Here is a 23,033-nt window from a genome sequence, read left to right as displayed (position 1 = left end):
CAGCTTGAGTCAAGCTGGCTCAGTTTCACTTTGATTTTATAAATTTTAGAGTGTCTCTGATGCCAAATTAGGCCATGAAATGGCCCAACATGATTTCGGAACACGCCAGACTGGGATTTCATGTGAAAGATAGTGATAGCCTGGAGAAACAGAGGCCCATGACCAACGGTATAGAGACGGCAACGGTGGGGGAGGTTCCTCCGGTGGCCAAGCGGCCTTCGTCGGGTACGTTTGTCCTATTTTTCCGCCGTCGGCGGCGGCGCCTTTACGTCTTCACGCAGCGTTCTCTGCGGCAGGTGGTCGGCTGGAGCTTGATTTTCCTCGGTGTGATTGTGGCACCGACGCCCTTGCCGCTGGGTCTGCTGCTCATGGCGGTCGGCTTGTATATGGTGGCTCGGGATTCGGTTGTGGCGCGACGTATGGTTCGTTGGATCCGTCGCCACATTTCCCCCCTGAACAAGGGACTGGAGGCTCTTCACCCCAGGGTGAGCAAGGGGATGCGGGTCTTCATCGAACGCACCCATCCAGATCGTGGAGACTGACCCTCCACTTTTTCGCGATCGGCTTCAGACCCAACCCTTGTTGATGTTGCCAAAAGGGGAGCCTGGGACCGGAGTGACATCGTTTCCTCGAAAGTCCGGAAACTGTGCCTCGCAGTTTCTGGGCTCTGCCCAGACCCGCAAAGGGTCGCGGACCCTTTGATCCCAAATGGGGGTCCGGGGCACACTATGATTGACAAGCTGATCCGGTTTCCCTCTCGCCAGGGGGGCGCTGGAACCCCGGGATTGCCCTACTACCTTGCCCGAGGGTGGCTCGCCTTGTGAATGGCCGCGAGTCGGGCTGCGTCCACCTTGGTGTACCGCTGGGTCGTTGACAGCGATGCATGCCCCAAGAGGTCTTGAATCGCCCGTAAATCTCCGCCTTGGGCCAAGAGGTGGGTTGCGAAACTGTGACGCAAGGCATGGGGCGTGGCGGATTCGGGCAATCCCAGGGCGGCACGAAGCCGTCGCATCTGCCGCTGGACCACTCCCGGATTCAGGCGCTTTCCCCTGCTGCCAAGGAAAACCGGAGTCTCCGGCCCGCCTTCGTAAGGACAGGCCTCCAGATAATCGGCCAGGGCTTCCAGAACGACGGGAAGCAGGGGAACGACCCGGTCTTTCCGTCCCTTACCCGTGATCATCATCGTTTCCCCCCGGGGCAGGTCGCGTCGATCCAGGTCGAGGGCTTCTCCCAGGCGCAAACCGCAGCCATAGAGTAAGGTAAAGAGCGCAAGGTCCCGCTTGGCCAGCCAGGGTTCGTCCTGTAGGTCTCCGGAAAGGGCGAGCGCGTCCAGGGCCTCGTCTTCCGTCAGGGCCTTGGGGATACTTTGTGGCTGTTTGGGTGCGCGTAGGGTCCGGGGAACCGGGTTGGTCATGTAGCCTTCCCGGTCGAACCAACGGTACAGATTGCGCAGAGTCGACAGGGCCCGTGCCAGTGAGGCCTTGGAGAGTCCCCCCGACAATCTGCTGGCCATATAGGCGCGGAGGTCTGCCGCTGTCAGGGATTCGAGCAGGGCCCGGCTTGTTTCTTGCCCGTGGTAGTCCCGCATGAATTCCAGGAAGGCCGAAAGGTCCCGGGCATAGGCCAGCAAGGTATGGCGACTCGCTCGTCGTTCATTGGCCAGCCAACTGATCCAGTCGCGCAGAAGGGGCATCAGGTCTGCCGTCGCAGGCAGGGGGATGGCGATCAGCAGCGGGTCATCCCAGGGGGGAGGGCGCGATAGGGAGGACTCCGCGCTGGACATGGCCCTGGTTTCTCCTTTTTCCGCTTACAGGCTCTCCGGCGCCCAACGGCGCACAGCATGTTCGACGACCCGGGCGAGGAAGAGCAAGAGATCCAGCGCCATTTCCGGCTCGAAGGTGCCTTCCACCCGGGTGCCGAGGGCGAAAATACCCGGCGGCAGGTCGGAACCCGCGTCGATGCGCACCAGGGCGTCAGAGCGAATGACTCTGGCAGCTTGGCCATACAGAACCTCTTCGGCGTCGACAGAGGGGCGGAGGACGGCATGGGCTTCGGCGCCGAACAGGGCTTCGACGAAGCCTGCGGGCAGGGTGGCCACGTCAAAGTCCGTGTCAATTCCAATCCCGTCCATGTCTCCCTCCATGTCCGCTGGGGGTTCCACATGGCGCTCCAGGCGCAGGGAGCAGTGATCCACGTCCAGTAGCATGGGCAGGTCTTCGGCGATGACCTGGGCAAGGGAGGACAGGCCTTCGCAATCCATGACAGCCGCCGCCGCCTCAAGCGTGCCTTTCTGGGTGGCCATGTTGGAGCGGGTCGTGATGATCAGTTGTTCGGCGCAATCCTGCAGGTCGGCCATTTCTGTCTGCAGCCGCTTGAGCATGACATGTTGGATATCCACCACCTTGTCGTCTCCGGCTTCCTCGAAGCGGGCGGGCGGGGTGGCCACCATCAGAACCTCCGGATGATCCATCAGGAAATCCGGATTCTCCAACAGGTAACCGAGCACGGAGGCCTCGTCCAAGTCGGCCGAAGACGGTTTGTTCCTAAGCTTGTCACCGGCGTCTCCCACGGATCGCCCTCCCATGCCTGCGGTCAAAAATACGAATGTCACCCATGGCTTGGACCCAAACCGGTGCCGACGTCAAGATGGGTCGCGTCCGGCGCGACGATGGCGTACATCTGGGGGCTTGAGCCCGCGACCCAGGTTCCCTATTGCCTGCCATGTGATGTTTCCGATTTCACGACACTTATTGGACGCCCCTTTGGATGGTGGAGTGTAGACCATGGCCATAGCCCCCGCCAGCCCTAGGCTGCCTCTGTTTTCGGAACGGCGCGTCTCCGTCCTTTTGCCTCTGCCGCTGGCCGGGGCCTATGATTATCTGGTTCCGGAGGGCATGGAAGAGCCGCCTCCGGGTACCCTGGCCCGGGTCCCCTTGGGACGGCGGGAGGTTGTTGGTGTGGTGCTGGGACCTGGGGAAGGGGAGGTGGAGGCCGCCCGACTGAAGCCGCTCAACGCCGTCTTGCCTCTCCCTCCTTTGCCGCCATCCCTGTTGGCATTGGTCGATTGGGTGGCGGCCTATACGGTGCAACCTCGGGGGGCTGTGCTGCGCATGGCGCTCAGCGTGCCCGATGCCCTGGAGCCCCCCAGTGGCACCCCCGCCTGGGTGGCGACTCCGGGTGTGGAGGGAGATACCCTGCGGTTGACGGCCGCGCGCAAGCGGGTTTTGGCCGTCTTGGCAGACCATGGAGCCATGCCCTTTGCCACCGCCGATCTGGCGCGGGAGGCTGCGGTAAGTCCTTCGGTCATCACGGCCATGGGCAAGGCGGGGCTGCTGCACTCCCTGACCCTGTCGCGGGAGTGGGAGCCCCCCCGCCCGGATCCCGACCAAGCGGGTTTTCCCCTTTCCGAAGAACAAGGAGCCGCAGCCAGTCGGTTGCGCAGCCTGGTGTCGGGTGGGTTCTCCACGACTCTGCTGGATGGCGTGACGGGGTCGGGCAAGACGGAGGTCTATTTTGAGGCGATGGCCGAATGCCTGCGCCTGGGACGGCAAGTCCTGGTTTTGCTGCCGGAAATTGCCTTGGCGGCCCAGTGGCCGGACCGATTCGCCGCCCGCTTTGGCGTGGAGCCCGTGCAATGGCACTCCCAAATGGGGCAGGCGGGGCGCAAGAAGGCGTGGCGGGCCGTGGCCCTGGGGCGGGCACAGGTTGTGGTGGGGGCCCGATCGGCCCTCTTTCTGCCCTTTCCGGATCTGGGATTGATCGTCGTCGACGAAGAGCACGACTCCGCTTTCAAGCAGGAGGACGGTGTGACCTACAATGCCCGGGATATGGCCGTTGTCCGGGGGCGCTTAGGCGCCTTTCCGGTGGTGCTCGCCTCGGCTACGCCCTCGCTGGAAACGATCGAGAATGCCCGCCAGGGACGCTATGGTCATATCCTTCTGCCCAGTCGCCATGGCGGGGCGAGCCTACCGCGCATTGAATTGATCGACCTGCGGCGCCACAAACCGGAGAAATGGCAGCCGGAACCGGTGATTGTCGAAGGCGGGGCCAAGGTCGAAGACGGGGCCAAGGACGGTGTTGTCGACGGCAATGGGGCAGCATCAGGAGTGCAGGCCAAATCGGTTGTTCGCCACGAACAGGCGCGCATGGGATGGCTCAGCCCGCCTCTGATTCAGGCCACCCGCGAAGCCCTGGCTGCGGGGGAGCAGGTGCTTCTCTATTTGAACCGCCGGGGCTACGCGCCGCTCACCCTGTGCCGAACCTGCGGGCACCGGCTCCAGTGTCCCCGCTGTACGGCTTGGTTGGTGGAGCACCGCCGGACCAGGCGGCTGCAGTGTCACCACTGTGACTTCCAGATGCCTTTGCCTGATACCTGCCCTTCCTGCGAGGCGCCCGATAGCCTTGCCCCTTGTGGCCCCGGCGTGGAGCGTTTGGCCGAAGAAGCCCTGTTCCGATTCCCCGAAGCCCATCTGGAGGTTGCCGCCAGCGATACCCTGCCAGGCCCCAAGGAGGCCCGTGCCATGGCCGAGCGGGTGCGCTCGGGCGCGGTCAACCTGATTGTCGGGACCCAGATCATGGCCAAGGGGCATCATTTCCCGGCCCTGACCTTGGTGGGCGTCGTGGATGGGGATTTGGGGCTGTCCGGGGGAGATCTGCGGGCCGCTGAACGCACCCACCAGCTTTTGCATCAGGTGGCGGGCCGGGCGGGCCGGGCGGATCGGCCGGGGCGGGTTCTCATTCAGACCGTGGATCCCGGCCATCCGGTCATGGAAGCCTTGGCAACGGGAGACGCTGACCGGTTCATTGATACGGAGACCGAGGAGCGCCGGGCGCTGTGCTGGCCTCCCCATGGACGGTTGGTGGCCCTCATTGTATCCTCGACGGATCCAGCAGCCGCCCAGGCTGCGGCCCGGGCTCTCGGGCGGACGGCTCCCCTGGCTGCGGGAGTCGATGTTTTGGGGCCTGCGCCCGCCCCCCTATCCATGCTGAGGGGACGCCACCGGCATCGGTTGCTCCTCAAGGCGGAAAAGGGGGTTCGGGTCCAGGGAATGGTGGCGGAATGGCTCTCCCGGACGCCAATTCCATCAAGTGTGAAGGTTCAGGTGGACGTGGACCCCCTTTCCTTCTTATAGTCCGCGCCGTCACGCCGTGTCAGTGATCCCCGGGGGACTTGCAAAGTGGGGGGTGGTTGACGGTTGGGACGGCGGGTTTAACAGGGGCTCCCGTGAGAGGCCACGCATGTTGCATGCGAGTATGGTCTGTGCTAGATAGCCCCCGCGCTTGGGGGAAGCGTCTCAGTCCGAGGTCGCGGATCCCCATCAATTTCAATGACTTGCGCCATTCGGGCGGGAGTCGTTCGAACGCTAATATTGGGGCTATCGCACGTGTCATCCGATATGGCAGGAGTTACCGGAGTTGCCGACCGCTATGCGGCGGCGCTCTATGAGCTGGCGGACGAACGGGGCGCGCTTGATCAAGTGGCCACCGACCTCCGCTCGTTGAAAACCATGCTCGAAGAGAGCGAGGATCTGCGTCGCGTCATCGCGAGCCCCATCTTGGGCCGCCTGGAGCAACAGCGGGCCCTCGGTGCCCTTGCCGATAAGGCGGGGTTCTCAGAGGTCGTGAAGAATTTTATGGGCTTGGCCGCGTCGAATCGGCGCGCTTTTGCCCTCCCTGGCATGATCAAGGCTTTCCTGGTCCGCTTGGCGACAGCCAGGGGCGAGGTGACAGCCCATGTGTCGACAGCCAAGGCGATGACGCAAGCCCAGCAGGGCGCGCTTGCCGCGGCACTGAAAGAAGCCATGGGGAACGAGGTGTCCATCGAAGCTACGGTGGACCCCGCCATTCTCGGCGGTATGGTTGTGCGCATTGGATCGCGCATGGTCGATAGTTCCCTCAGCACAAAGCTCAAACGGTTGCAACTCGCCATGAAAGGGGTTGGGTGATGGATATCCGCGCCGCGGAAATCTCCGCGATCCTCAAGGAACAGATCGCCAATTTCGGTGCCGAGGCTGAATCTGCCGAAGTCGGTCAGGTTCTCTCCGTCGGTGACGGTATCGCTCGTGTCCACGGTCTGGATAATGTCCAGGCCGGTGAGATGGTGGAATTCGCCAACGGTGTGAAGGGGATGGCCCTCAACCTGGAAAGCGATAACGTCGGTATCGTGATTTTCGGTAATGACTGGGGCATCAAGGAAGGCGACGTCGTCAAGCGGACCAAGTCCATCGTGGACGTTCCCGTTGGCAAGGGCCTGTTGGGCCGCGTCGTTGACGGTCTGGGTAATCCCATTGATGGCAAGGGCGATCTGACCGATGTCACCCGTGCCCGGGCCGACGTGAAGGCGCCGGGCATCATTCCCCGGAAGTCTGTGCACGAGCCCGTGCAGACCGGCATCAAGGCCATCGACAGCCTGATCCCCATTGGACGTGGTCAGCGCGAATTGGTGATTGGTGACCGTCAAACTGGTAAGACTGCCGTCATCCTGGACACCATCCTGAACCAGAAGGCGGTGAACGATAAGGCTACGAACGACAGCGAGAAGTTGTTCTGCGTCTACGTGGCCATCGGTCAGAAGCGGTCCACGGTTGCCCAGGTGATGAAGGTTCTGGCCGAGCATGGTGCGCTGGATTACACCATCGTGGTCGCAGCGACCGCGTCTGATCCGGCCCCGGTGCAATATCTGGCGCCCTATACCGGCTGCACCATGGGTGAGTTCTTCCGCGATAACGGCATGCATGCGGCCATCTTCTACGATGACCTGTCCAAGCAGGCCGTCGCCTATCGCCAGATGTCCCTGCTGCTGCGTCGTCCTCCCGGGCGCGAGGCTTTCCCGGGCGACGTGTTCTATGTTCACTCTCGTCTGCTGGAACGCGCCTGTAAGCTGAACGACGATCACGGCTCTGGATCCCTGACGGCCCTGCCGGTCATCGAAACCCAGGCAAATGACGTGTCGGCCTATATTCCGACCAACGTGATTTCCATCACCGATGGCCAGATCTTCCTGGAGACGGACCTGTTCTTCAAGGGTATCCGCCCGGCCGTGAACGTTGGTCTGTCTGTCTCCCGTGTGGGGTCTTCCGCGCAGGTCAAGGCGATGAAGCAAGTTGCGGGCTCCATCAAACTGGAGCTGGCCCAGTATCGAGAGATGGCTGCGTTCGCACAGTTCGCCTCTGATCTGGATCCGGCTACCCAGAAGCTGTTGGCTCGCGGGTCCCGTTTGACGGAGCTGTTGAAGCAGCCTCAGTACTCTCCGCTTTCGGTGGCAGAACAGGTCTGCGTGATTTTCGCTGGTACCAAAGGGTACATCGATGGTCTGAAGCTGACAGACGTCAACCGCTATGAGGCATCGCTGCTGAGCGAGTTGCGTAGCTCTGGGGCCGACATTCTGGAAACAATCCGGACGGAGAAAGTCCTGTCGAAGGAAACTGAGGCCAAGCTGGTAAGCTTCCTTGGTGACTTCGGTAAGAAGTTCGCCTAAGTCTCAATCCGCGTCATATGGGGATGCCATGTGACGCGGATCCTGTGACCTAGAAAATAGGTGAGTGGTGGACGGAGCGGACATTCGGTTTTCACTTTTCCGCCCGCCACTTTGATCTCCGACGGACGGGATTAACCCGAAAGGGACCATTAAACCATGGCCAGCCTTAAAGACCTCAGAAGCCGGATCACCTCGGTCAAGTCGACCCAGAAGATCACCTCGGCGATGAAGATGGTCGCCGCATCGCGTCTGCGCAGAGCGCAGGAAAACGCCGAAGCGGCGCGGCCCTATGCCCAGCGCATGGAACGCATGCTCGGCAACTTGGCGGCTTCGGTTGCCGGGACCGCTGGGGCTTCCCCGCTCTTGGCCGGGACCGGCAAGGACGATACCCATTTGGTTGTCGTGATGACTGCGAATCGCGGTCTTTGCGGCGGCTTTAACGGCTCCATCATCCGCGCTTCTCGCCTTCTTATTCAGGACCTGAAGGCCCAGGGTAAGACGGTAAAAGTCCTATGCGTGGGTAAGAAGGGGAACGATGCCCTGAAGCGGGAGTACGCCAAGGATATCGTTGGGTTCACCGATGAACTGGGAACCAAAGCGATCGGGTTCTCCGTGGCCGACGACATCGGCACGAGGGTTCTGAAGATGTTCGAAGCGGGCGAGTTCGATGTCTGCACGATCGTCTACAATACCTTCAAGTCGGCGATCTCTCAGATCGTCACCAAGCAGCAGATCATTCCCTTCGCTTTGCCCGAGGCCGTCAACGATAATGACGCGGTGTCGGCCGCCGGAGCCAAGGCGATCTACGAATATGAGCCGTCCGAGGAAGGGATCCTCGACGCCCTGCTGCCCAAGAACGTGGCCATCCAGATCTATCGGGGTCTTCTCGAGAACTTCGCTTCTGAGCAGGGTGCGCGTATGACCGCCATGGACAACGCGACCCGCAATGCGGGCGATATGATCAAGAAGCTGACCCTTACTTACAACCGCACGCGACAGGCGCAAATCACCAAAGAGCTGATCGAGATCATCTCCGGTGCCGAGGCCCTTTAAAGCGCGACCGATATTCAGGAGTAGTACTTATGGCGAAGACCAACGTCGGTACGATCAGCCAGGTGATGGGCGCTGTCGTTGACGTGAAGTTCGAAGGCGAGCTTCCCGAAATTATGTCGGCCCTGGAAGTCGACAACAATGGATCCCGTCTCGTTCTCGAAGTGGCGCAGCATTTGGGCGAAAACACCGTCCGGACCATCGCCATGGATGGGACCGACGGATTGACCCGTGGGCAGGATGTGACCGCCACCGGGAACCCCATTATGGTTCCAGTGGGTCCTCAGGTTCTGGGTCGTATCATGAACGTTCTAGGCGAACCGGTGGACGAGCGTGGCCCTGTGGTCACCGAAAAGCGTTATCCGATTCACCGGGACGCCCCTCCTTTCGCCGATCAGGCCACGGATACCGAGATCCTGGTGACGGGCATTAAGGTCATTGATTTGATCGCCCCCTATACCAAGGGTGGTAAGGTTGGTTTGTTCGGCGGTGCCGGTGTGGGCAAGACCGTGTTGATTCAGGAATTGATCAACAACGTCGCCAAGGGGCATGGCGGATATTCCGTGTTTGCGGGCGTCGGTGAGCGGACCCGCGAAGGCAACGACCTGTATTATGAAATGATCGACGCCGGCATTATTGACCTTGAAGGCGATAATTCCAAGGTGTCTCTGGTGTATGGCCAGATGAACGAGCCCCCAGGCGCCCGTGCCCGTGTCGCTCTGTCCGGTCTGACCCAGGCCGAGTACTTCCGCGACGAAGAAGGTCAGGACGTGCTGTTCTTCGTGGACAACATTTTCCGCTTTACCCAGGCCGGTTCGGAAGTGTCGGCTCTGCTGGGTCGTATTCCTTCTGCGGTGGGATATCAGCCGACGCTGGCCACCGACATGGGAGCCCTGCAAGAGCGCATTACCTCGACCAAGAAGGGCTCGATCACCTCGGTTCAGGCCATCTACGTGCCTGCCGATGACTTGACCGACCCGGCGCCTGCCACGTCGTTTGCCCACTTGGACGCCACCACCACCCTGAACCGCTCCATTGCCGAGCTGGGCATTTACCCGGCCGTGGATCCGCTGGACTCCACCTCCCGCGCCCTGGATCCGCATGTGGTTGGTCAGGAGCACTACACGGTGGCCCGTGAAGTGCAGCGGGTTCTGCAGACCTACAAGTCTCTGCAGGACATCATCGCCATCCTGGGTATGGACGAGCTGTCGGAAGAAGATAAGCTGGTCGTGTCTCGCGCCCGTAAGATTCAGCGCTTCCTGTCTCAGCCGTTCCACGTGGCCGAGGTCTTCACCGGATCGCCGGGTAAGCTGGTGTCCCTGGAAGATACCGTCAAAGGCTTCAAGGGTCTGGTCGAAGGTGAATACGATCACATGCCTGAGCAGGCTTTCTACATGGTCGGCAACATGGATGAGGCCATCGAAAAGGCCAAAAAGATGGCTGCCGAAGCCGCGTAATGACGCGGATGTCGCACGCGGAGTGTCCTTCGCGTGCGGCTTTCCTTCCTGTTTAGACGAGCGGAGGGCCGGTAATGGCCGAGACGACTGAATTTGAACTGGTGTCGCCGGAACGGCTACTGTTCTCTGAGCCGGTGGAGATGGCTGTCATCCCCGGGAGCGAGGGAGATTTCGGTGCCATGCCGCGGCACGCGCCCCTTCTGTCCACCGTTCGCCCCGGGGCGATTGCCATTTATAACGGTGGCAAGGTCGAGCGTCGTATCTTCATCGCGGGCGGTTTCGCCGAAGTGAATGAAGAGCGCTGCACGGTTCTAGCCGATGAAGCCATCGATTTGGCTGAGATTTCCTCAGAGGATATTCAGAAGCGCCTCCAGGCGGCGGATGATCGCCTCAAGGAAGCCAGCAGCGATGAGGAGAAGGCTGCGGCAGCCTTCGCGAAAGACATCGCCCAGGCCCTGGCGGATGCTGCCAAGGGCTGAGGTCTCCTCACAAAGGCGAAAGATATGGGCCCGGACGGTAACGTTCGGGCCTTTTATTTTGAGCAGAGCGGAAGGGACGCCTGAGCAACAGGTGGAGCCGAATCCTACTCCAATCATTGCCTCTCGATCGCGCGACACTCTACTGAGGCCAAGTTGGTCGGCGAACCACGGCGCACGACAGCCGGTGCTTTCCCGTCACGGGGCTTTGCACCGTCTCCCACCGGGGCCGCAAGGCCCCAGCCCCGTGGGCTAAAAAAAAGGGGGGTTGGGGGCATATGCCCCCAAATGGGCTTGGGCAATCGCCCAAAAAAGACAAGACACTGTCGTTTACCCTGTCCGCCAATGCGGCCCAATTTGATCACGAACGACTCCAGCATCTCGGTAAAAAGTGCAGATTATTCGGAAGTCAGGACCAAACGGAAGGGATGGCTCCAAAGGAACGGAGCCATTCTCTGGTGTTTTTACCCGGCCCGCAGCCGATCCAGGAAGCTTCCTACGGCGTCCCGGAGCTGGATGGATTGGTCGGAGACTGCTCGGCTTGCGGATAGCACCTTGGCCGAAGACTGCTCTGATGACGTTGCCGCATCCATGACCTTGTCGATATTCTGATTCACATCTTCGGTTCCTTTCGCGGCTCGTAGGGCGCTTTGGGCGATTTCATTGGTGGCTGAGGATTGCTCCTGGACTGCAGAGGTCACGGCGCCATTGATCTCATTGATGCGGCCGATGACTTCGCCCACGGAGCGGATCCCCTCCACAGCGCCATCGGTTGCCCCCCGCATTTCGGCAATCTGTTGGCCGATTTGTTCCGTCGCCTTGGCTGTTTGGTTGGCGAGGTTCTTCACTTCATTGGCAACAACGGCGAACCCCTTGCCGGCATCTCCGGCACGGGCGGCTTCGATGGTGGCGTTGAGCGCCAACAGATTGGTTTGCTCCGCAATATCCTGGATCAGGGTCAGCACTTCGCCCACTTGGGCGGCGACGGACGCCAAGCCTGTAATCCGCTCCGTCGAGGCGGAGGAGGCGGTGACGGCTTCGTTGGATGTTTCGGAGGAGGTCTGGACGTTCTGATCAATTCCTCGGATGGAGATGGAAAGTTCCTCTGCTGCTGCCGCAACGGTTCGCACCCCGTCTTCGGCGACGGCTGAGGCTCGAGACACCTCCGCCGCCCGTTCCTTGGTCTCCAAAGCGGAGCGGGTCATGATGTCGGCTTCCTCGCCTAACCCGCGGGCGGCTTCGGCCATGTTTTCCAGAAGGTGGCGCACCTCCCCTTCGAACTCCTGCGCGGTTTGAGCCAAGACGGCGCGCTTTTCCCGCTCTGCAGCTTGGGCAGTGACTTGCCGCTCGCGCTCCATTTCCTGCATGCGCAGGGCATTTTGGCGGAAGCGCTCGGCTGAGGCCGCCATCCGCCCGATTGCATCATCGTTGGCAGGCGGAATAGTCACATCAAGATCGCCATCGGCCAGGGAGACCATGACGGCACCAATTTCTTGCAAGCGACGGTTCAGGTAACGCACCACGAAGAAGATGATGATCAAGAGGGAGAGGATCACACCGGCGACGGCCAATCCGGTGGCGGTAGCCAGCATCGTCTCCGCACGTTTATTGGCTTTGGCCGCTGCAGTTGTCGCGGTATCGTTGGCTTGGCCCCCGAGACCGCTGACCAGGGTGGCAAGGCGGGCGGAGCTACCATGATTCTCCATCATGAGGGTGGAGAGTTCCTTCTCCAAGTCCAGCTGTTGCGTCCGAATACTGATGGCGCTGCCTTCTCCTTTACCGGTGATCCCCTTCAAAGAGTTGAACATCTCCGTCAGGGCTTTGACGACTCCACCGGGTTGACCCGTGACGTGCTTCGGTAAATCGTTGAGGATCAGTGACATCCGGAAGGCGCGGGCGGCCAAGAGATTGGGGTCGGTTTCCGTGAGAACCCGGTTCAGCTCCACTCGGAAATCGGTTAAGGCGCTGCGCACCCAATTCATATTGTCCAGGTTCGTCGTGACTCGAACGCTATCTTTCAACAATTTGACGAGATCCTGACGGGTCGTGCCGAGGGCCAGATCATCGAGTTTCTCGGCCTTAGCGGCAAGACTATCGGCGGCCTGACGGTCAACGCTGATCATCAGTCGGGTCAAGTCGGTCACATTGTTTTGGGCTTCGTCAACCTTGCTGGACAAGGCTTCTTCCCCGCTTACCAGTTTTGTGCGCTTGCCCAGCAGTGCGCGTACGCGTTTCAGGTTGTCCACCAACGCGGCAATCTGGGCGCGCAACTCCGTGATTTTTTCATCTGGTACGCCTGTTGCCGCCAAGGAAGCGATGATCTCCTTGCTTAAGTTCAATTGGGTTTCGACAGCGTCCCATTCCTTTTCCGGCTCTTCCACGTTTCCTGTCATCAGGACGGTGACTTGAGAGAGAACCTGATTGACGGCGCTGTCCAGAGTATAGGCGGTGGTGACCCGAGGCAGACTTGTCGAGGCGACCTCGGATAGCGCTCGGCGAAGATCGCCTATGGCGTAAATGCCAACGCCAGAAGTGAGAACAATCAAAAGGGTCACGGCCACAAAGGCAGTGATCAATTTCATTCTGATTCCGAAATGCATGCGTTTCACTCTTTTGATTTTTTAGACTCCCTTGGCATGCCCTTGCCTAATGAGTCCCGTTTCTTCCCTGAACCCGGAGAGCCCCTTCGGACCCGGGCCGTCCACCGATGTGGTACCGGTCATACTATTAAAGCGATGATATGATGAGAAATGATATCCGTGTTTTCCCTTAGAATGAGGTGAACTTTGCGCCTCTGGTCGGAGATGTTGGTACTTTAGTCCCGCGCTGCGGAGATTTCGGCCATGCGGATTTGGCGGTACTCCTCTTTCTCTCTCGGGTTTATACCCCCGGCCAACGTAATAGACATCCGGTTGACGAAGTCCCGTTACTGAAATGGGGACGCCTATTGTCGGCCACCAAACGAGCTTCAAGAAGAAAAAGAGAGCATGATGCGTACCGGACTTTTAGACCACCTTCTCGCCGCCCTTTCGCACCGCGTCGAAATCTGGAAGGCCCGCCAGGACCTGCACCGGTTGGACGACCACCTGCTGGCCGACATTGGGTTGCGTCGCGCCGACATCAACCGGGTGGTTGATTACCGGTCAAGGACCGCTCGGGTCAACGGAGCCGCTAGGGATGAACGCGCGGTGGCGATCCGTGGTGTCGCAACCCAGTAACGGGAATTGGGACGAGAGGGCTCCGAGATCAAGTTGGGCCACTTTGCGGCCCAACTTGGCCTCGAAGGCACTCTAAACTCTATATAATTAGAGTGAAATGGGGCCAGCTTGTTCCAAGCTGATCCCATTTCACTCTAGGATTGTCCCTTCTGTCTCCTGCGGGAGGGGAAGGGTATGTCACAAGGGGGCCTTGGACGGGATGTCGTCCAAGGCCCCTTTGTTTTGCCTAATACCAAGCGGCGCGGGTTGAAACCCACGCCGCTTTTCTTGCGTTCAAAGGTCAGGCGGGCTTTTACGCGCCATAAGGCGCGGCGGCCACTTGGCCGCTTCCAAGGTGCGCTGAGTCAAGCTCACCGCACCTTGGTATAAGGTTTGGGCGTCAAGGGGGCGGTCTTGTGATTTAATAGGGGCAAAAGGGGCCAGATTTGACCGTGACTTGGTCGAGAGCAGAAAGTCTACAGGTTGCGTAGAAAAACCCCTCTCTAGGAGCCTGTCGGATTTGAGGGGATTTCAGGCAAATCGCGCAAAAATGGATCTTTTTCTCGCAAAATAAGAACGCAACTTTCAACAGCTGCTCCCATTGCGCATGTTTCGTCCCTGATTTGGCTAAATTCGACAGCCAGCCAAGTGGGGGAGGAGGGGGAATCTTGGATCATATATACACCGCGTCCTCGAAAATCCGGAAACTGTGTTTCGCAGGTTCTGGGCTCGGCCCAGACCCGCAAAGGGTCTCGAACCCGTTGATCCCAAATGGGGGTCCGGGGTAAAGCCCCGCGTTTTTCGGCTTTTCAAGGAGACAGAGTATAACACGATCATCCCTCCTCGCTTCGTTTTGCAGAGGGTGCCGGATTCTCGCTTTGCGGCAATTTGTCTGTTTCTTAACCTTTCTCCCCGCTCTTACCGTTCCTACATACAACGGTGGTTCATCAAAATTGGGAGGCGGATTTGGGTATTATCGCGTGGATTGTTTTTGGCCTGTTGGCTGGCGTTGTCGCAAAGATGCTGATGCCGGGGAAGGATCCCGGCGGCTTCATCATTACCGTTATCCTGGGCATCGTTGGTGCGGTTGTTGGAGGCTTTATCGGTCGCGCGCTTGGGATCGGTGCGGTGAGCGGATTCAATTTTGTGAGTTTCGCGCTGGCTGTCCTGGGGGCGGTGATCCTGCTCTTTGTCTACCGGACGATTAAGAAATAGTGCGACGTCAATATTTTGGGGCGGGCTGTGTGACATGGGGGTCACACAGCCCGCCTTTGTTATTTCCGTCGGTCAGGGAGATCGAAGAGGTTTGGCGACCGTGGCATGGGGGATGCGGTTGGGCCTGTCCGGTTTAATGCGGATCACGATACACGACAGGGGGTGTTTTCCCGTCACGGGGCTTTGCCCTGTCCCCCACCGGGGCGTAAAACCCCAGATCCCATGCCCTTATAGATCAAACAAAAATGGGGCTTTGGACAATCGCCCAAAAACATACAAGACACGATCGTGTTCTGTGAAAGCCGATGATTTGATCCAAAGCCAATGGTGCGGACCGTCTGCTGGCGAGCAGAAGCACGAGGCCGAACAGATGTAACCAGAGCCCGCGCAGAGTCGGTGGCGTATCGCGAGAAAGGAGCCTCGGCATGACCATGGCCGCAGGTAAAAAATGGATCATGGGCTTGGCCCTTCTTCTTTTGCTGGGGGGTGGGGCGGTTGCGGCTTGGTATTGGGCAACCCGTTCCGATGTCGCCAAGGAAACGCAGGTGCTCACCACTCCGGTGACACGGGGCGATATCGAGGAAACGGTTTTGGCCACGGGCACCTTGAAGCCCGAGAAGCTGGTTGCCGTGGGGGCTCAGGTGTCCGGCCGGGTGTTGAATTTGGCCGTTTCCCTGGGGCAGGCGATCAAGGAAGGGGAACTGGTGGCCGAGATCGAGTCCACCAGCCAGGAAAATGCCCTGCGCACGGCCAAGGCCTCGGTTGATAACCTGCGGGCTCAGAGGGCAGAGAAGGAAGCGACCCTGGTCCAGGCTGAGGCCGACCGGAGCCGACAGGCGAAGACCTTGGCACGGCGGGCCTCCTCCCAGGCCAATTATGATCTGGCAGTGGCATCGGTGGCCACGACCCGGGCGCAGATTGCGGCCCTGGAGGCCCAGATTGTCGAGGCCGAGGTGGCCGTGGAAACCGCCGAATTGAACCTGAGCCATACCAAAGTGACGGCACCCATGGATGGGACGGTTCTGGCCATTGTTACCCAGGAGGGGCAGACGGTGAACGCCACCCAGTCTGCACCGACCATTATCGTCCTGGGCCAGTTGGAACGCATGACCGTCCGCGTGGAGATCTCCGAGGTCGATGTGCTCAAGGTGGCGCCAGGGATGGCCGTGCGCTTCACGGTCCTGGGGGATTCCAAGCGGGTACGGGAGGCCAAGTTGGATGCCATCGAGCCCGCTCCCACATCCATCACCAGTGACAGCGCCCTGGGTGGGACCTCCAGTACGTCGTCCACTTCGGCCTCGGCGATCTATTACAACGGTGTCTTCACCGTACCCAATCCGGATGGCGCCCTGCGTACTTATATGACAGCAGAGGCGAAAATCGTCGTCGGCTTTGCCAAGGACGTGCCCTTGGTCCCCGCCTCGGCCCTTGGACCCGTCGGTCCCGATGGGGCTTATCGGGTCCGGGTACTTGTGTCCGATGGCACCATGGAGGAGCGGACGGTTACCGTTGGCTTGAACGATAAATCCCGGGCCCAGGTTCTGTCCGGGCTGGAGATCGGGGACAAGGTGGTTACCGGGGTCGCTCCGGTGGAAGGGAGCGGGTTTCAAATGCGCGGCCCGCGGATGAGGTTGTAGGCCATGGCGCGGACTCCTCTTATCGAACTGCGGGGGATCACCCGGTCATTCACTGCGGGCGAGAGCCTGCTGACGGTCCTAAAAGAGGTGGATTTGACCATTCACCGGGGCGAGATGGTGGCCATCATTGGGGCCTCCGGTTCCGGGAAGTCCACCCTGATGAACATTCTTGGACTGCTTGACCGGCCAAATCGAGGGCACTATCGCCTAGATGGCAGGGATACGGCAGCCATGGGGCCGGATGCCCTGGCCACCTTGCGGCGGGAGCATTTCGGTTTCATCTTCCAGCGCTATCATTTGCTTGGGGAACTGGATGCCACGGGGAACGTGGAGATCCCGGCTACCTATGCCGGACTTTCCGTATCAGAGCGCAAGACCCGGGCCGAGGCTCTGCTCGACCGCTTGGGTATGGCCGACCGTCTGGGGCACCGTCCGGGGCAACTCTCCGGTGGCCAGCAGCAGCGGGTGTCCATCGCCCGGGCACTGATGAACGGGGCGGAGGTGATCCTCGCCGATGAACCCACTGGCGCCCTCGACAGCCACAGCGGGGCCGAGGTTCTGCGCATCCTCGATGAACTCCACGCCGAAGGCCATACGGTGATCCTGGTCACCCATGACCCCTCCGTCGCCGAGCGGGCTGAGCGGATCATTGAAATCAAGGACGGGGAAATCCTGTCCGACCACCGCACCGAGCGCCCGGAACGGGGGGCAGCCGGTCCGGCCCAGGTCGAGGTGGTGCCCAAGTCCGAGACGAGGCAGGCGCGTCTTTGGGGAGAATGGCGCCGGTTGCGTGATAGTCTGCGCATGGCTCTCCTGTCCATGCGGGCCCATAAGGTTCGTACCTTCCTGACCATGCTGGGGATCACCATCGGCATCGCTTCGGTCGTCTGCGTCGTCGCCCTGGGGGAGGGATCCCGGCAACAGGTGCTGTCCGACATCCGGGGCCTTGGGACCAACACCCTGGAGGTTTTCCCCGGAGGGGGTTTCGGTGATGTGCGGTCGGGTAAGGTGAAGACCCTGGTTGTGGATGACGCCGAGGTTCTGAAGGAACAGCCCTATGTGGCGGCGGTGACACCGACGGTATCGACCAACGGTACGGCCCGTCGCGGCTCCATCGAGGCGAATGCTCTGGTCAATGGCGTGGGAGAGCAGTATTTCGACGCCGAAGGCATGATCTTGATGCGGGGGCGATTGTTCGATGAAGGCGAAGTGGCCGCCATGGCCCAGAATGCCGTGATCGACGACAGCACCGCCAAGACCCTGTACGGTGATGAGCCCAATGGTGGACTGGGGGAGGTCCTTTTGGTGGGCAGCGTGCCCAGCCGGGTCATTGGCGTCGTTAAGGCCAGGGAAGGGGGGTTCGGTGGGCGCAACAACCTGAATGTCTATTTGCCCTATACGACGGTGCAAGCCCGGTTCACGGGGAGCACCGCCCTGCGGGGGATTACCGTACGGGTCGCCGACGATGTGGCGCCTTCGCTGGCCGAGGCGGCGGTGACCCAATTGCTGACCCTGCGCCATGGCTCCAAGGACTTCTTCATCATCAATACCGATGATATCCGCGAGACCATCACCAGTGCCACGGAAACACTGACCTTGATGATCGCCGCCATCGCGGTGATCTCTTTGCTGGTCGGAGGCATCGGGGTGATGAACATCCTGTTGGTCACGGTGTCCGAGCGGGTGGGGGAAATCGGCATCCGCATGGCAGTGGGCGCGCGGCGCGGGGATATCCTGCGCCAGTTTCTGATCGAAGCGGTTCTGGTCTGCCTGATCGGTGGTGTTTTGGGGATCGCTGCGGCCTTGGGATTCGGTTTTGTCTTTTCCATGGTGGGGAGCAGTTTCACTCTGGTCTATTCCGGCAATGCCATTCTTCTGGCCGTCCTGTCCTCGACGGTCATCGGGGTTGTGTTTGGCTATTTGCCCGCGCGCAATGCCTCCCGCCTGGATCCGGTGGTGGCGCTGACACGGGATTAGAGTGATCTGGGATCAGGTTGGGTCGCTTTGCGACCGCAGCTCAGGACGGTGTCTCGCATTTTTTTGGCGATGGCCCAAGCCCATTTGGGATCAAAGGGTCCGCGACCCTTTGCGGGTCTGGGCAGAGCCCAGAAACTGCGAAGCAGGTTTTCCGGATTCTCGAGGAAACGGTGTATAAAAGTAGAAGCCCAGTTGAGGACTTGGCAAAGCCCTGTGACGGGAAAATACCCCCTGTCACTCTACCCCCGCCAAAAACGGGGCATAATCAGGACCAGGACGGTGAACAGTTCCAGCCGCCCCAACAACATACCCAGGGACAGCAGCCATTTGGCCGCGTCGGGCAGGGAGGAGAAATTGCCTGCGGGGCCAATGATCTCTCCCAGGCCCGGACCCACGTTGGAAATGGCCGTCGCCGCGCCCGAAAGCGCTGTGACAAAGTCCAGTCCCAGGGCGCCCAGTGCAATGGTGAGCAGTGCGGTGCACAGGCCATAGAGGAAGAAGAAGGCCATGACCGATTCCGCCACGCCGTCCTCGATGGGCCGTTTGTTGTAATAGGGGATGAACACCCCATGGGGCTGGAGCAGGCGCAGAAGCTGGATCCGCGCCGTTGCGGCCAGGATCTGGAAGCGGAAGATTTTGATGCCGCAACTGGTCGATCCGGCGCATCCACCGACGAACATCAGGCAGAACATCACACTGACCGCGACCCCGGACCATTGCCAGTAGTCGGCGGTGGCAAAGCCGGTTCCGGTCATGACCGAAGTGACGTTGAAACTGGCATAGCGCAGGGCTTGGGCAGGGTGCATCCCCCCATCCCACCAGAGCCACGCGGCCACACTGAGAATACCCAGGCCCAGGGTCATCAGGTACCAGCGGACTTGGGTGTCCCGGATAATCGACAGGGGTTTACCCCGGGCGACCTGGAAGTACAGCAGAAAGGGAATGCCCCCGACGACCATGCCCAATGTGATGATCACGTCGATCCGCCAGCTTTGGAAGTACCCCACCGAGGCGTCGGCGGTGGAATAGCCCCCGGTGGCAATGGTCGTCATGGCATGAACCACCGCTTCCAGGCTGGTCATGCCCACCATCCACAGCATCATGGCCCAAAGGGCAGTCAGCAGGACGTAAATGCCCACCAGGGCGGAAGCCAGGGAGGTGGCCCGGGGAAGGACCTTTTCCTGGGCTTCGAAGGCCTCAACCTTGAACATCTGCATGCCACCGACCCGCAGCATGGGCAGGACGGTCAGGGCCATGATGATGATTCCGATCCCCCCCAACCACTGAAGGATCCCCCGCCAGAGCAGCAGACCGGGCGGACTGACATCCAGCCCAACGATGACGGTCGCTCCGGTGGTGGTGATTCCGCTCATGGCCTCGAAAAAGGCATCTGCGTAATCCAGATCCAGTTCGGAAAAGGCAAAGGGCAGGGCGGCGAAGGCGGGCAGGATGACCCAGATCAGGGTGGTGAGCAGAAAGGCCTGGCGGATGGTCAGGCGGACGATGTCCGTACGGCAGGTGAAAACCAGGGCCAACCCGATGAACAGGGTGACCATTGCGCTGGTGGCGAAGACCCTCCAGTCCCCATTGCCCATCATGGCATCCACTGCTCCGGGAATGATCATCCCCGCAGCCAGGATACACAACAGGACGCCGTTGATGAGCGCGACGGGTCGTAGGTCTAGCAAGAAGAAACCCCCGGAAGCCCGGCCTGGAGCCGCGCTCTCCTTTTTAATGAAACGGGGGGTATCATCGCTCCAGTTTGGTCCCCTGTCCATCACGGAGGCGCAGGAGACTGGACCTGGGGACGGCCTTTGGCCGGAGCCGCTTTCGTGCCGAGGGTCTTAGAGAGAGCCGCTTCCCGCGCGATTTTGACCAATCAGATGCAGGAATTCCCGGCGTGTGTCCGAGTTTTTGCGGAAGGCACCCAACATGCGGCTGGTCACCATGGTGACACCGGGTTTGCGGATACCGCGGGTGGTCATGCATTGGTGGGCGGCTTCGATGACCACGGCGACGCCCTTGGGTTCCAGCACCGTGTTGATGGCGTTGGCGATTTGGGCGGTCATTGTTTCCTGGATTTGCAGACGTTTGGCATAAACCTCGGCGACGCGAGCCAGCTTGGAGATTCCCACCACGCGCTTGTTGGGCAAGTAGGCGATATGGAGCTTGCCGATGATGGGCACCATATGGTGCTCGCAATGGCTTTCAATGCGGATGTCCCGCAGCAGAACCATTTCATCGTACCCTTCCACCTCCTCGAAGGTGCGGCGCAGGATGTCCTCCGGGTCGGATTCATAGCCCTCGAAGAATTCCTCGTAGGCCCGGGCAACCCGGGCGGGGGTATCGAACAGTCCCTCTCGGTTCGGATTGTCCCCAGCCCAGCGGATCAATGTCCGCACCGCAGCCTCAGCTTCCTCGCGGGAGGGTTTGTGGGTCGGCCAAGTGGTCGTGGCCTTGGCCACCTGCGGAGCGTTCGAAGTCTTCGAGGTGCCTTCATTTGAAGAAAGGCCCGGGGGGGAGACGGGCGTATGGGTGCTCACGGATAGGATCCCTTCGGTTGTCCAGCCGACCCGCCGTGGCCAAAAGCGCCGGGGGGGAGAGGTGCGGGAGGGCGTGTCATCTTTCCGATACATGGAGAGTAATCTTGAACGGGGCAAGCGGTCCTATGGATCAGAAAACCGGTAAAAAATCATGGGATCCGTATCACGGTGAGGTTTCCTCCCGATGTCAGTCGGAATCAGTGAACGGCGCCGGTCGCATGGGGGCTGTCCAGACTGAAAGACGGAATGGTCGCGCGGAAATCCTCGCCACTGTCCAGGTCCCGGAACAGGTAGGTTCCACCCATGAAGCCTGAGGCCGTTGCCAAGGGGGTGCCGGATGTATACTCGAACTGCTCTCCTTGGCTGAGAGTGGGCGTTTCGCCAACCACACCGGCCCCTTCGACCTCTTGGGTACGCCCCAGGGAATCCGTTATGATCCAGTGGCGGCGCAGCAGTTGAACCGGTCTGGAGCCGCCGTTGACAATGGTCACATGGTAGGCCCAGACGTATTGCCCCTGGTCGGGGGTGGATTGGTCCGGTAGATAACGGGGTTCCACCCGGATGATCACATCCCGTGTGGTTTCTTCATACATGATTATCCTCTCCGGGAACGATCCCTGCTCGGGCGTTCCCCTTGTTTGCAGGGGAGAGGACATCATGGTTGGGGCCCTGTCGGCTTTTCAAGGGAAAAGCGGCAACGACAGGTCTTATTGCAGGGGGATGCGGCTCTTTTGCGCGTGTCCCGATAACGTCCTATTTCTGCGAGTCCACGCCCGTCATGGACTGTGGGATTTGGGCCACCAAAGGCGCTCCCTCCGCAGTCGGAGGGGGAGCGCTTGCGACAGCCGGATCTTCCAAGAAGAGTTCAACCCGGTGGCCCAAGGGGTCGGGCAAGGGGTCGCCGGGGATGGGCATGATCTCGGCGGTCTGATCGACCTGCCCAGACAGCGCGATCCGATCCGCAGGAACGCCAAGGTCCCTCAGACGCCAAGCAGCGAAACGCGCCCGTTCCAAGGCCAGGTCGGCGGTCCGGGGAAGTGCTTTGTCTCCGGTCTTCATCTCTTCGTCTGTGGCGTAACCGGTGATCAGGATTCGGGTTCCGTTGCTTTGAAGTAAAGCGGCAAGGGCACCCAGGACGGCATTGGCGTCTGGATCGGTCAACTTGGCTGTGCCCGCGTCATTAAACAGAACGACCAATTGGTTCAGGCCCAAGTCGGTGGCGCCTTGAAGCCCCCGTAACCCTTCCAGTCCAGCCAGGGTTTCCCTGGCATGCAGTCGAGCTTCCTGAGGAGTGCCCGAAGACCGGGCGTTCTCCCAAAGGTCGATCCTCTGCTTGGTCCAGGCCACGAGGCCACCGGCCCGTTGCGTTCCAGGCGAAGCGGAAAGGTCCTGCAGAGCGCGCCGAGCGGCGTTGGGGCTGTCGATTGCCAGCCGGTTGGCCAAGTCGTCCAGGGCGGAAGAGGTCACGTTTGAAGGCGCAGGGACCCCATCAGCCTGATTGTAGGGGGAGGGCGTTTGGGCCAGTGCGGCTGTGCTGAGGGAAATGCCGCCGCCAAGGCACAGGGCCGCGGCAAGGGCCAGGGTGGATGCGGTATGGCGGATCGGGGCGATCATGACGGTCTTCCTTCTGGTCCAACGAATCCTGTAGAGCGTTCGGACTCGTTTTGGGAAATCCAACATGGAGGAAACGCCTTCACCCGCCGACGGTTCCCTGAAGACATCAGGCCAGAAAAAAAGAGGAAAATAAAAACCCCCGCCTTTGGGGGCGGGGGTGACCCTATGTCCACCAAACCCCTTGGGGAAAGAGACCGAAGGGGCGCGAGGACTAGATCAAACCGCCTTAAATCGGAATCGATTTAAGGCGGTTTGATCTAAAATCATATAGTTAGAGCATCGAGTGGACCGGAAAACTGGTACCCACTTTTCCGCTCGATGCTCTAGTCGGGTGCGGATTGAGGAAAAGTGTGTCGCGGGTTTCCGTCTCATTCCGCTTTAACCATATAA

18 protein-coding genes are annotated in these 23,033 nt (G+C 60.4%); 11 read left to right on the top strand and 7 right to left on the bottom strand.

The window, feature by feature from the left end; all coding sequences use genetic code 11:
- Window positions 1-158 precede the first annotated feature (158 nt).
- Window positions 159-542, top strand: a complete 384-nt coding sequence (locus ACLIRY_RS12190) for a PGPGW domain-containing protein (RefSeq protein ID WP_413205662.1) — start codon at window positions 159-161, stop codon at window positions 540-542.
- A 251-nt stretch (window positions 543-793) separates the two neighbouring features.
- Here the strand turns inward: ACLIRY_RS12190 and ACLIRY_RS12185 are convergent, their stop codons facing one another.
- On the bottom strand, window positions 794-1,783 hold the full coding sequence (locus ACLIRY_RS12185; protein WP_413205661.1) for a tyrosine recombinase XerC: 990 nt from the start codon (window positions 1,781-1,783) through the stop codon (window positions 794-796).
- A gap of 24 nt (window positions 1,784-1,807) precedes the next feature.
- Window positions 1,808-2,611, bottom strand: a complete 804-nt coding sequence (locus ACLIRY_RS12180; protein ID WP_413205660.1) for a DUF484 family protein — start codon at window positions 2,609-2,611, stop codon at window positions 1,808-1,810.
- Window positions 2,612-2,783: 172 nt separating this feature from the next.
- Here ACLIRY_RS12180 and ACLIRY_RS12175 point away from each other — a divergent pair, with 172 nt between their 5' ends.
- The 6 genes from ACLIRY_RS12175 (at window position 2,784) to ACLIRY_RS12150 (ending at window position 10,463) form a co-directional block, all read left to right on the top strand.
- Window positions 2,784-5,132, top strand: coding sequence for a primosomal protein N' (locus tag ACLIRY_RS12175; RefSeq protein ID WP_413205659.1), 2,349 nt, complete (start codon window positions 2,784-2,786; stop codon window positions 5,130-5,132).
- Between the two features lie 252 nt (window positions 5,133-5,384).
- Window positions 5,385-5,945, top strand: coding sequence for a F0F1 ATP synthase subunit delta (locus tag ACLIRY_RS12170; RefSeq protein WP_413205658.1), 561 nt, complete (start codon window positions 5,385-5,387; stop codon window positions 5,943-5,945).
- Window positions 5,945-7,477 carry a F0F1 ATP synthase subunit alpha gene (gene atpA / locus ACLIRY_RS12165; RefSeq protein WP_413205657.1) on the top strand — a complete coding sequence of 511 codons (1,533 nt, stop codon included), beginning with the start codon at window positions 5,945-5,947 and terminating at the stop codon, window positions 7,475-7,477. Before ACLIRY_RS12170 ends, atpA begins: the two co-directional genes overlap by 1 nt.
- Window positions 7,478-7,633: 156 nt before the next feature.
- On the top strand, window positions 7,634-8,530 hold the full coding sequence (locus ACLIRY_RS12160) for a F0F1 ATP synthase subunit gamma (RefSeq protein ID WP_413205656.1): 897 nt from the start codon (window positions 7,634-7,636) through the stop codon (window positions 8,528-8,530).
- 29 nt (window positions 8,531-8,559) lie between these two features.
- Window positions 8,560-9,984 carry a F0F1 ATP synthase subunit beta gene (gene atpD, locus ACLIRY_RS12155; RefSeq protein ID WP_413205655.1) on the top strand — a complete coding sequence of 475 codons (1,425 nt, stop codon included), beginning with the start codon at window positions 8,560-8,562 and terminating at the stop codon, window positions 9,982-9,984.
- Between the two features lie 74 nt (window positions 9,985-10,058).
- Window positions 10,059-10,463 (top strand): F0F1 ATP synthase subunit epsilon, encoded by a 405-nt coding sequence (locus ACLIRY_RS12150; RefSeq protein WP_413205654.1) that lies wholly within the window; start codon window positions 10,059-10,061, stop codon window positions 10,461-10,463.
- Window positions 10,464-10,924: 461 nt separating this feature from the next.
- Here ACLIRY_RS12150 and ACLIRY_RS12145 read toward each other — a convergent pair whose 3' ends face one another.
- Window positions 10,925-13,042, bottom strand: coding sequence for a methyl-accepting chemotaxis protein (locus tag ACLIRY_RS12145; protein ID WP_413205653.1), 2,118 nt, complete (start codon window positions 13,040-13,042; stop codon window positions 10,925-10,927).
- 405 nt (window positions 13,043-13,447) lie between these two features.
- On the opposite strand from ACLIRY_RS12145, the gene ACLIRY_RS12140 reads away from it, so the two are divergent.
- From ACLIRY_RS12140 to ACLIRY_RS12125, 4 genes are all read left to right on the top strand, one after another.
- Window positions 13,448-13,678, top strand: a complete 231-nt coding sequence (locus ACLIRY_RS12140; RefSeq protein WP_413205652.1) for a DUF1127 domain-containing protein — start codon at window positions 13,448-13,450, stop codon at window positions 13,676-13,678.
- Between the two features lie 945 nt (window positions 13,679-14,623).
- Window positions 14,624-14,872: a GlsB/YeaQ/YmgE family stress response membrane protein gene (locus tag ACLIRY_RS12135; RefSeq protein ID WP_413205651.1), complete on the top strand. Its 249-nt coding sequence runs from the start codon at window positions 14,624-14,626 to the stop codon at window positions 14,870-14,872.
- A 425-nt stretch (window positions 14,873-15,297) separates the two neighbouring features.
- Complete coding sequence (locus ACLIRY_RS12130; protein WP_413205650.1) at window positions 15,298-16,509, top strand: efflux RND transporter periplasmic adaptor subunit; 1,212 nt, start codon at window positions 15,298-15,300, stop codon at window positions 16,507-16,509.
- 3 nt (window positions 16,510-16,512) lie between these two features.
- Complete coding sequence (locus tag ACLIRY_RS12125; protein WP_413205649.1) at window positions 16,513-18,486, top strand: MacB family efflux pump subunit; 1,974 nt, start codon at window positions 16,513-16,515, stop codon at window positions 18,484-18,486.
- 239 nt (window positions 18,487-18,725) lie between these two features.
- Here the strand turns inward: ACLIRY_RS12125 and ACLIRY_RS12120 are convergent, their stop codons facing one another.
- The 4 genes from ACLIRY_RS12120 to ACLIRY_RS12105 all read right to left on the bottom strand — a co-directional run bounded on the left by ACLIRY_RS12120 (window position 18,726) and on the right by ACLIRY_RS12105 (window position 22,643).
- Window positions 18,726-20,174 carry a TrkH family potassium uptake protein gene (locus ACLIRY_RS12120; protein ID WP_413205648.1) on the bottom strand — a complete coding sequence of 483 codons (1,449 nt, stop codon included), beginning with the start codon at window positions 20,172-20,174 and terminating at the stop codon, window positions 18,726-18,728.
- A 156-nt stretch (window positions 20,175-20,330) separates the two neighbouring features.
- A complete protein-coding gene (folE, locus tag ACLIRY_RS12115; RefSeq protein ID WP_413205647.1) occupies window positions 20,331-20,951 on the bottom strand; it encodes a GTP cyclohydrolase I FolE in 621 nt (206 codons plus the stop codon).
- A gap of 275 nt (window positions 20,952-21,226) precedes the next feature.
- Window positions 21,227-21,622: a Co2+/Mg2+ efflux protein ApaG gene (gene apaG, locus ACLIRY_RS12110; RefSeq protein WP_413205646.1), complete on the bottom strand. Its 396-nt coding sequence runs from the start codon at window positions 21,620-21,622 to the stop codon at window positions 21,227-21,229.
- 160 nt (window positions 21,623-21,782) lie between these two features.
- Window positions 21,783-22,643 (bottom strand): OmpA family protein, encoded by an 861-nt coding sequence (locus ACLIRY_RS12105; RefSeq protein WP_413205645.1) that lies wholly within the window; start codon window positions 22,641-22,643, stop codon window positions 21,783-21,785.
- Window positions 22,644-23,033 lie beyond the last annotated feature (390 nt).

Origin of the sequence: Rhodospirillum sp. A1_3_36 (assembly GCF_047263945.1) — a bacterium.
GTDB lineage: Bacteria > Pseudomonadota > Alphaproteobacteria > Rhodospirillales > Rhodospirillaceae > Rhodospirillum.
Note: the sequence above shows the minus strand (reverse complement) of the source record. Positions and strands in the feature narration are given on the sequence as shown.

Excerpts from the sequence above, each read along its gene's own strand:
- ACLIRY_RS12140 (WP_413205652.1), top strand. The coding sequence starts at position 13,448 with ATGATGCGTACCGGACTTTTAGACCACCTTCTCGCCGCCCTTTCGCAC.
- ACLIRY_RS12145 (WP_413205653.1), bottom strand. The coding sequence starts at position 13,042 with ATGAAATTGATCACTGCCTTTGTGGCCGTGACCCTTTTGATTGTTCTC.
- ACLIRY_RS12125 (WP_413205649.1), top strand. The coding sequence starts at position 16,513 with ATGGCGCGGACTCCTCTTATCGAACTGCGGGGGATCACCCGGTCATTC.
- ACLIRY_RS12175 (WP_413205659.1), top strand. The coding sequence starts at position 2,784 with ATGGCCATAGCCCCCGCCAGCCCTAGGCTGCCTCTGTTTTCGGAACGG.
- atpA (WP_413205657.1), top strand. The coding sequence starts at position 5,945 with ATGGATATCCGCGCCGCGGAAATCTCCGCGATCCTCAAGGAACAGATC.
- ACLIRY_RS12150 (WP_413205654.1), top strand. The coding sequence starts at position 10,059 with ATGGCCGAGACGACTGAATTTGAACTGGTGTCGCCGGAACGGCTACTG.
- ACLIRY_RS12190 (WP_413205662.1), top strand. The coding sequence starts at position 159 with ATGACCAACGGTATAGAGACGGCAACGGTGGGGGAGGTTCCTCCGGTG.
- ACLIRY_RS12185 (WP_413205661.1), bottom strand. The coding sequence starts at position 1,783 with ATGTCCAGCGCGGAGTCCTCCCTATCGCGCCCTCCCCCCTGGGATGAC.
- ACLIRY_RS12130 (WP_413205650.1), top strand. The coding sequence starts at position 15,298 with ATGACCATGGCCGCAGGTAAAAAATGGATCATGGGCTTGGCCCTTCTT.
- apaG (WP_413205646.1), bottom strand. The coding sequence starts at position 21,622 with ATGTATGAAGAAACCACACGGGATGTGATCATCCGGGTGGAACCCCGT.
- ACLIRY_RS12160 (WP_413205656.1), top strand. The coding sequence starts at position 7,634 with ATGGCCAGCCTTAAAGACCTCAGAAGCCGGATCACCTCGGTCAAGTCG.
- ACLIRY_RS12105 (WP_413205645.1), bottom strand. The coding sequence starts at position 22,643 with ATGATCGCCCCGATCCGCCATACCGCATCCACCCTGGCCCTTGCCGCG.
- atpD (WP_413205655.1), top strand. The coding sequence starts at position 8,560 with ATGGCGAAGACCAACGTCGGTACGATCAGCCAGGTGATGGGCGCTGTC.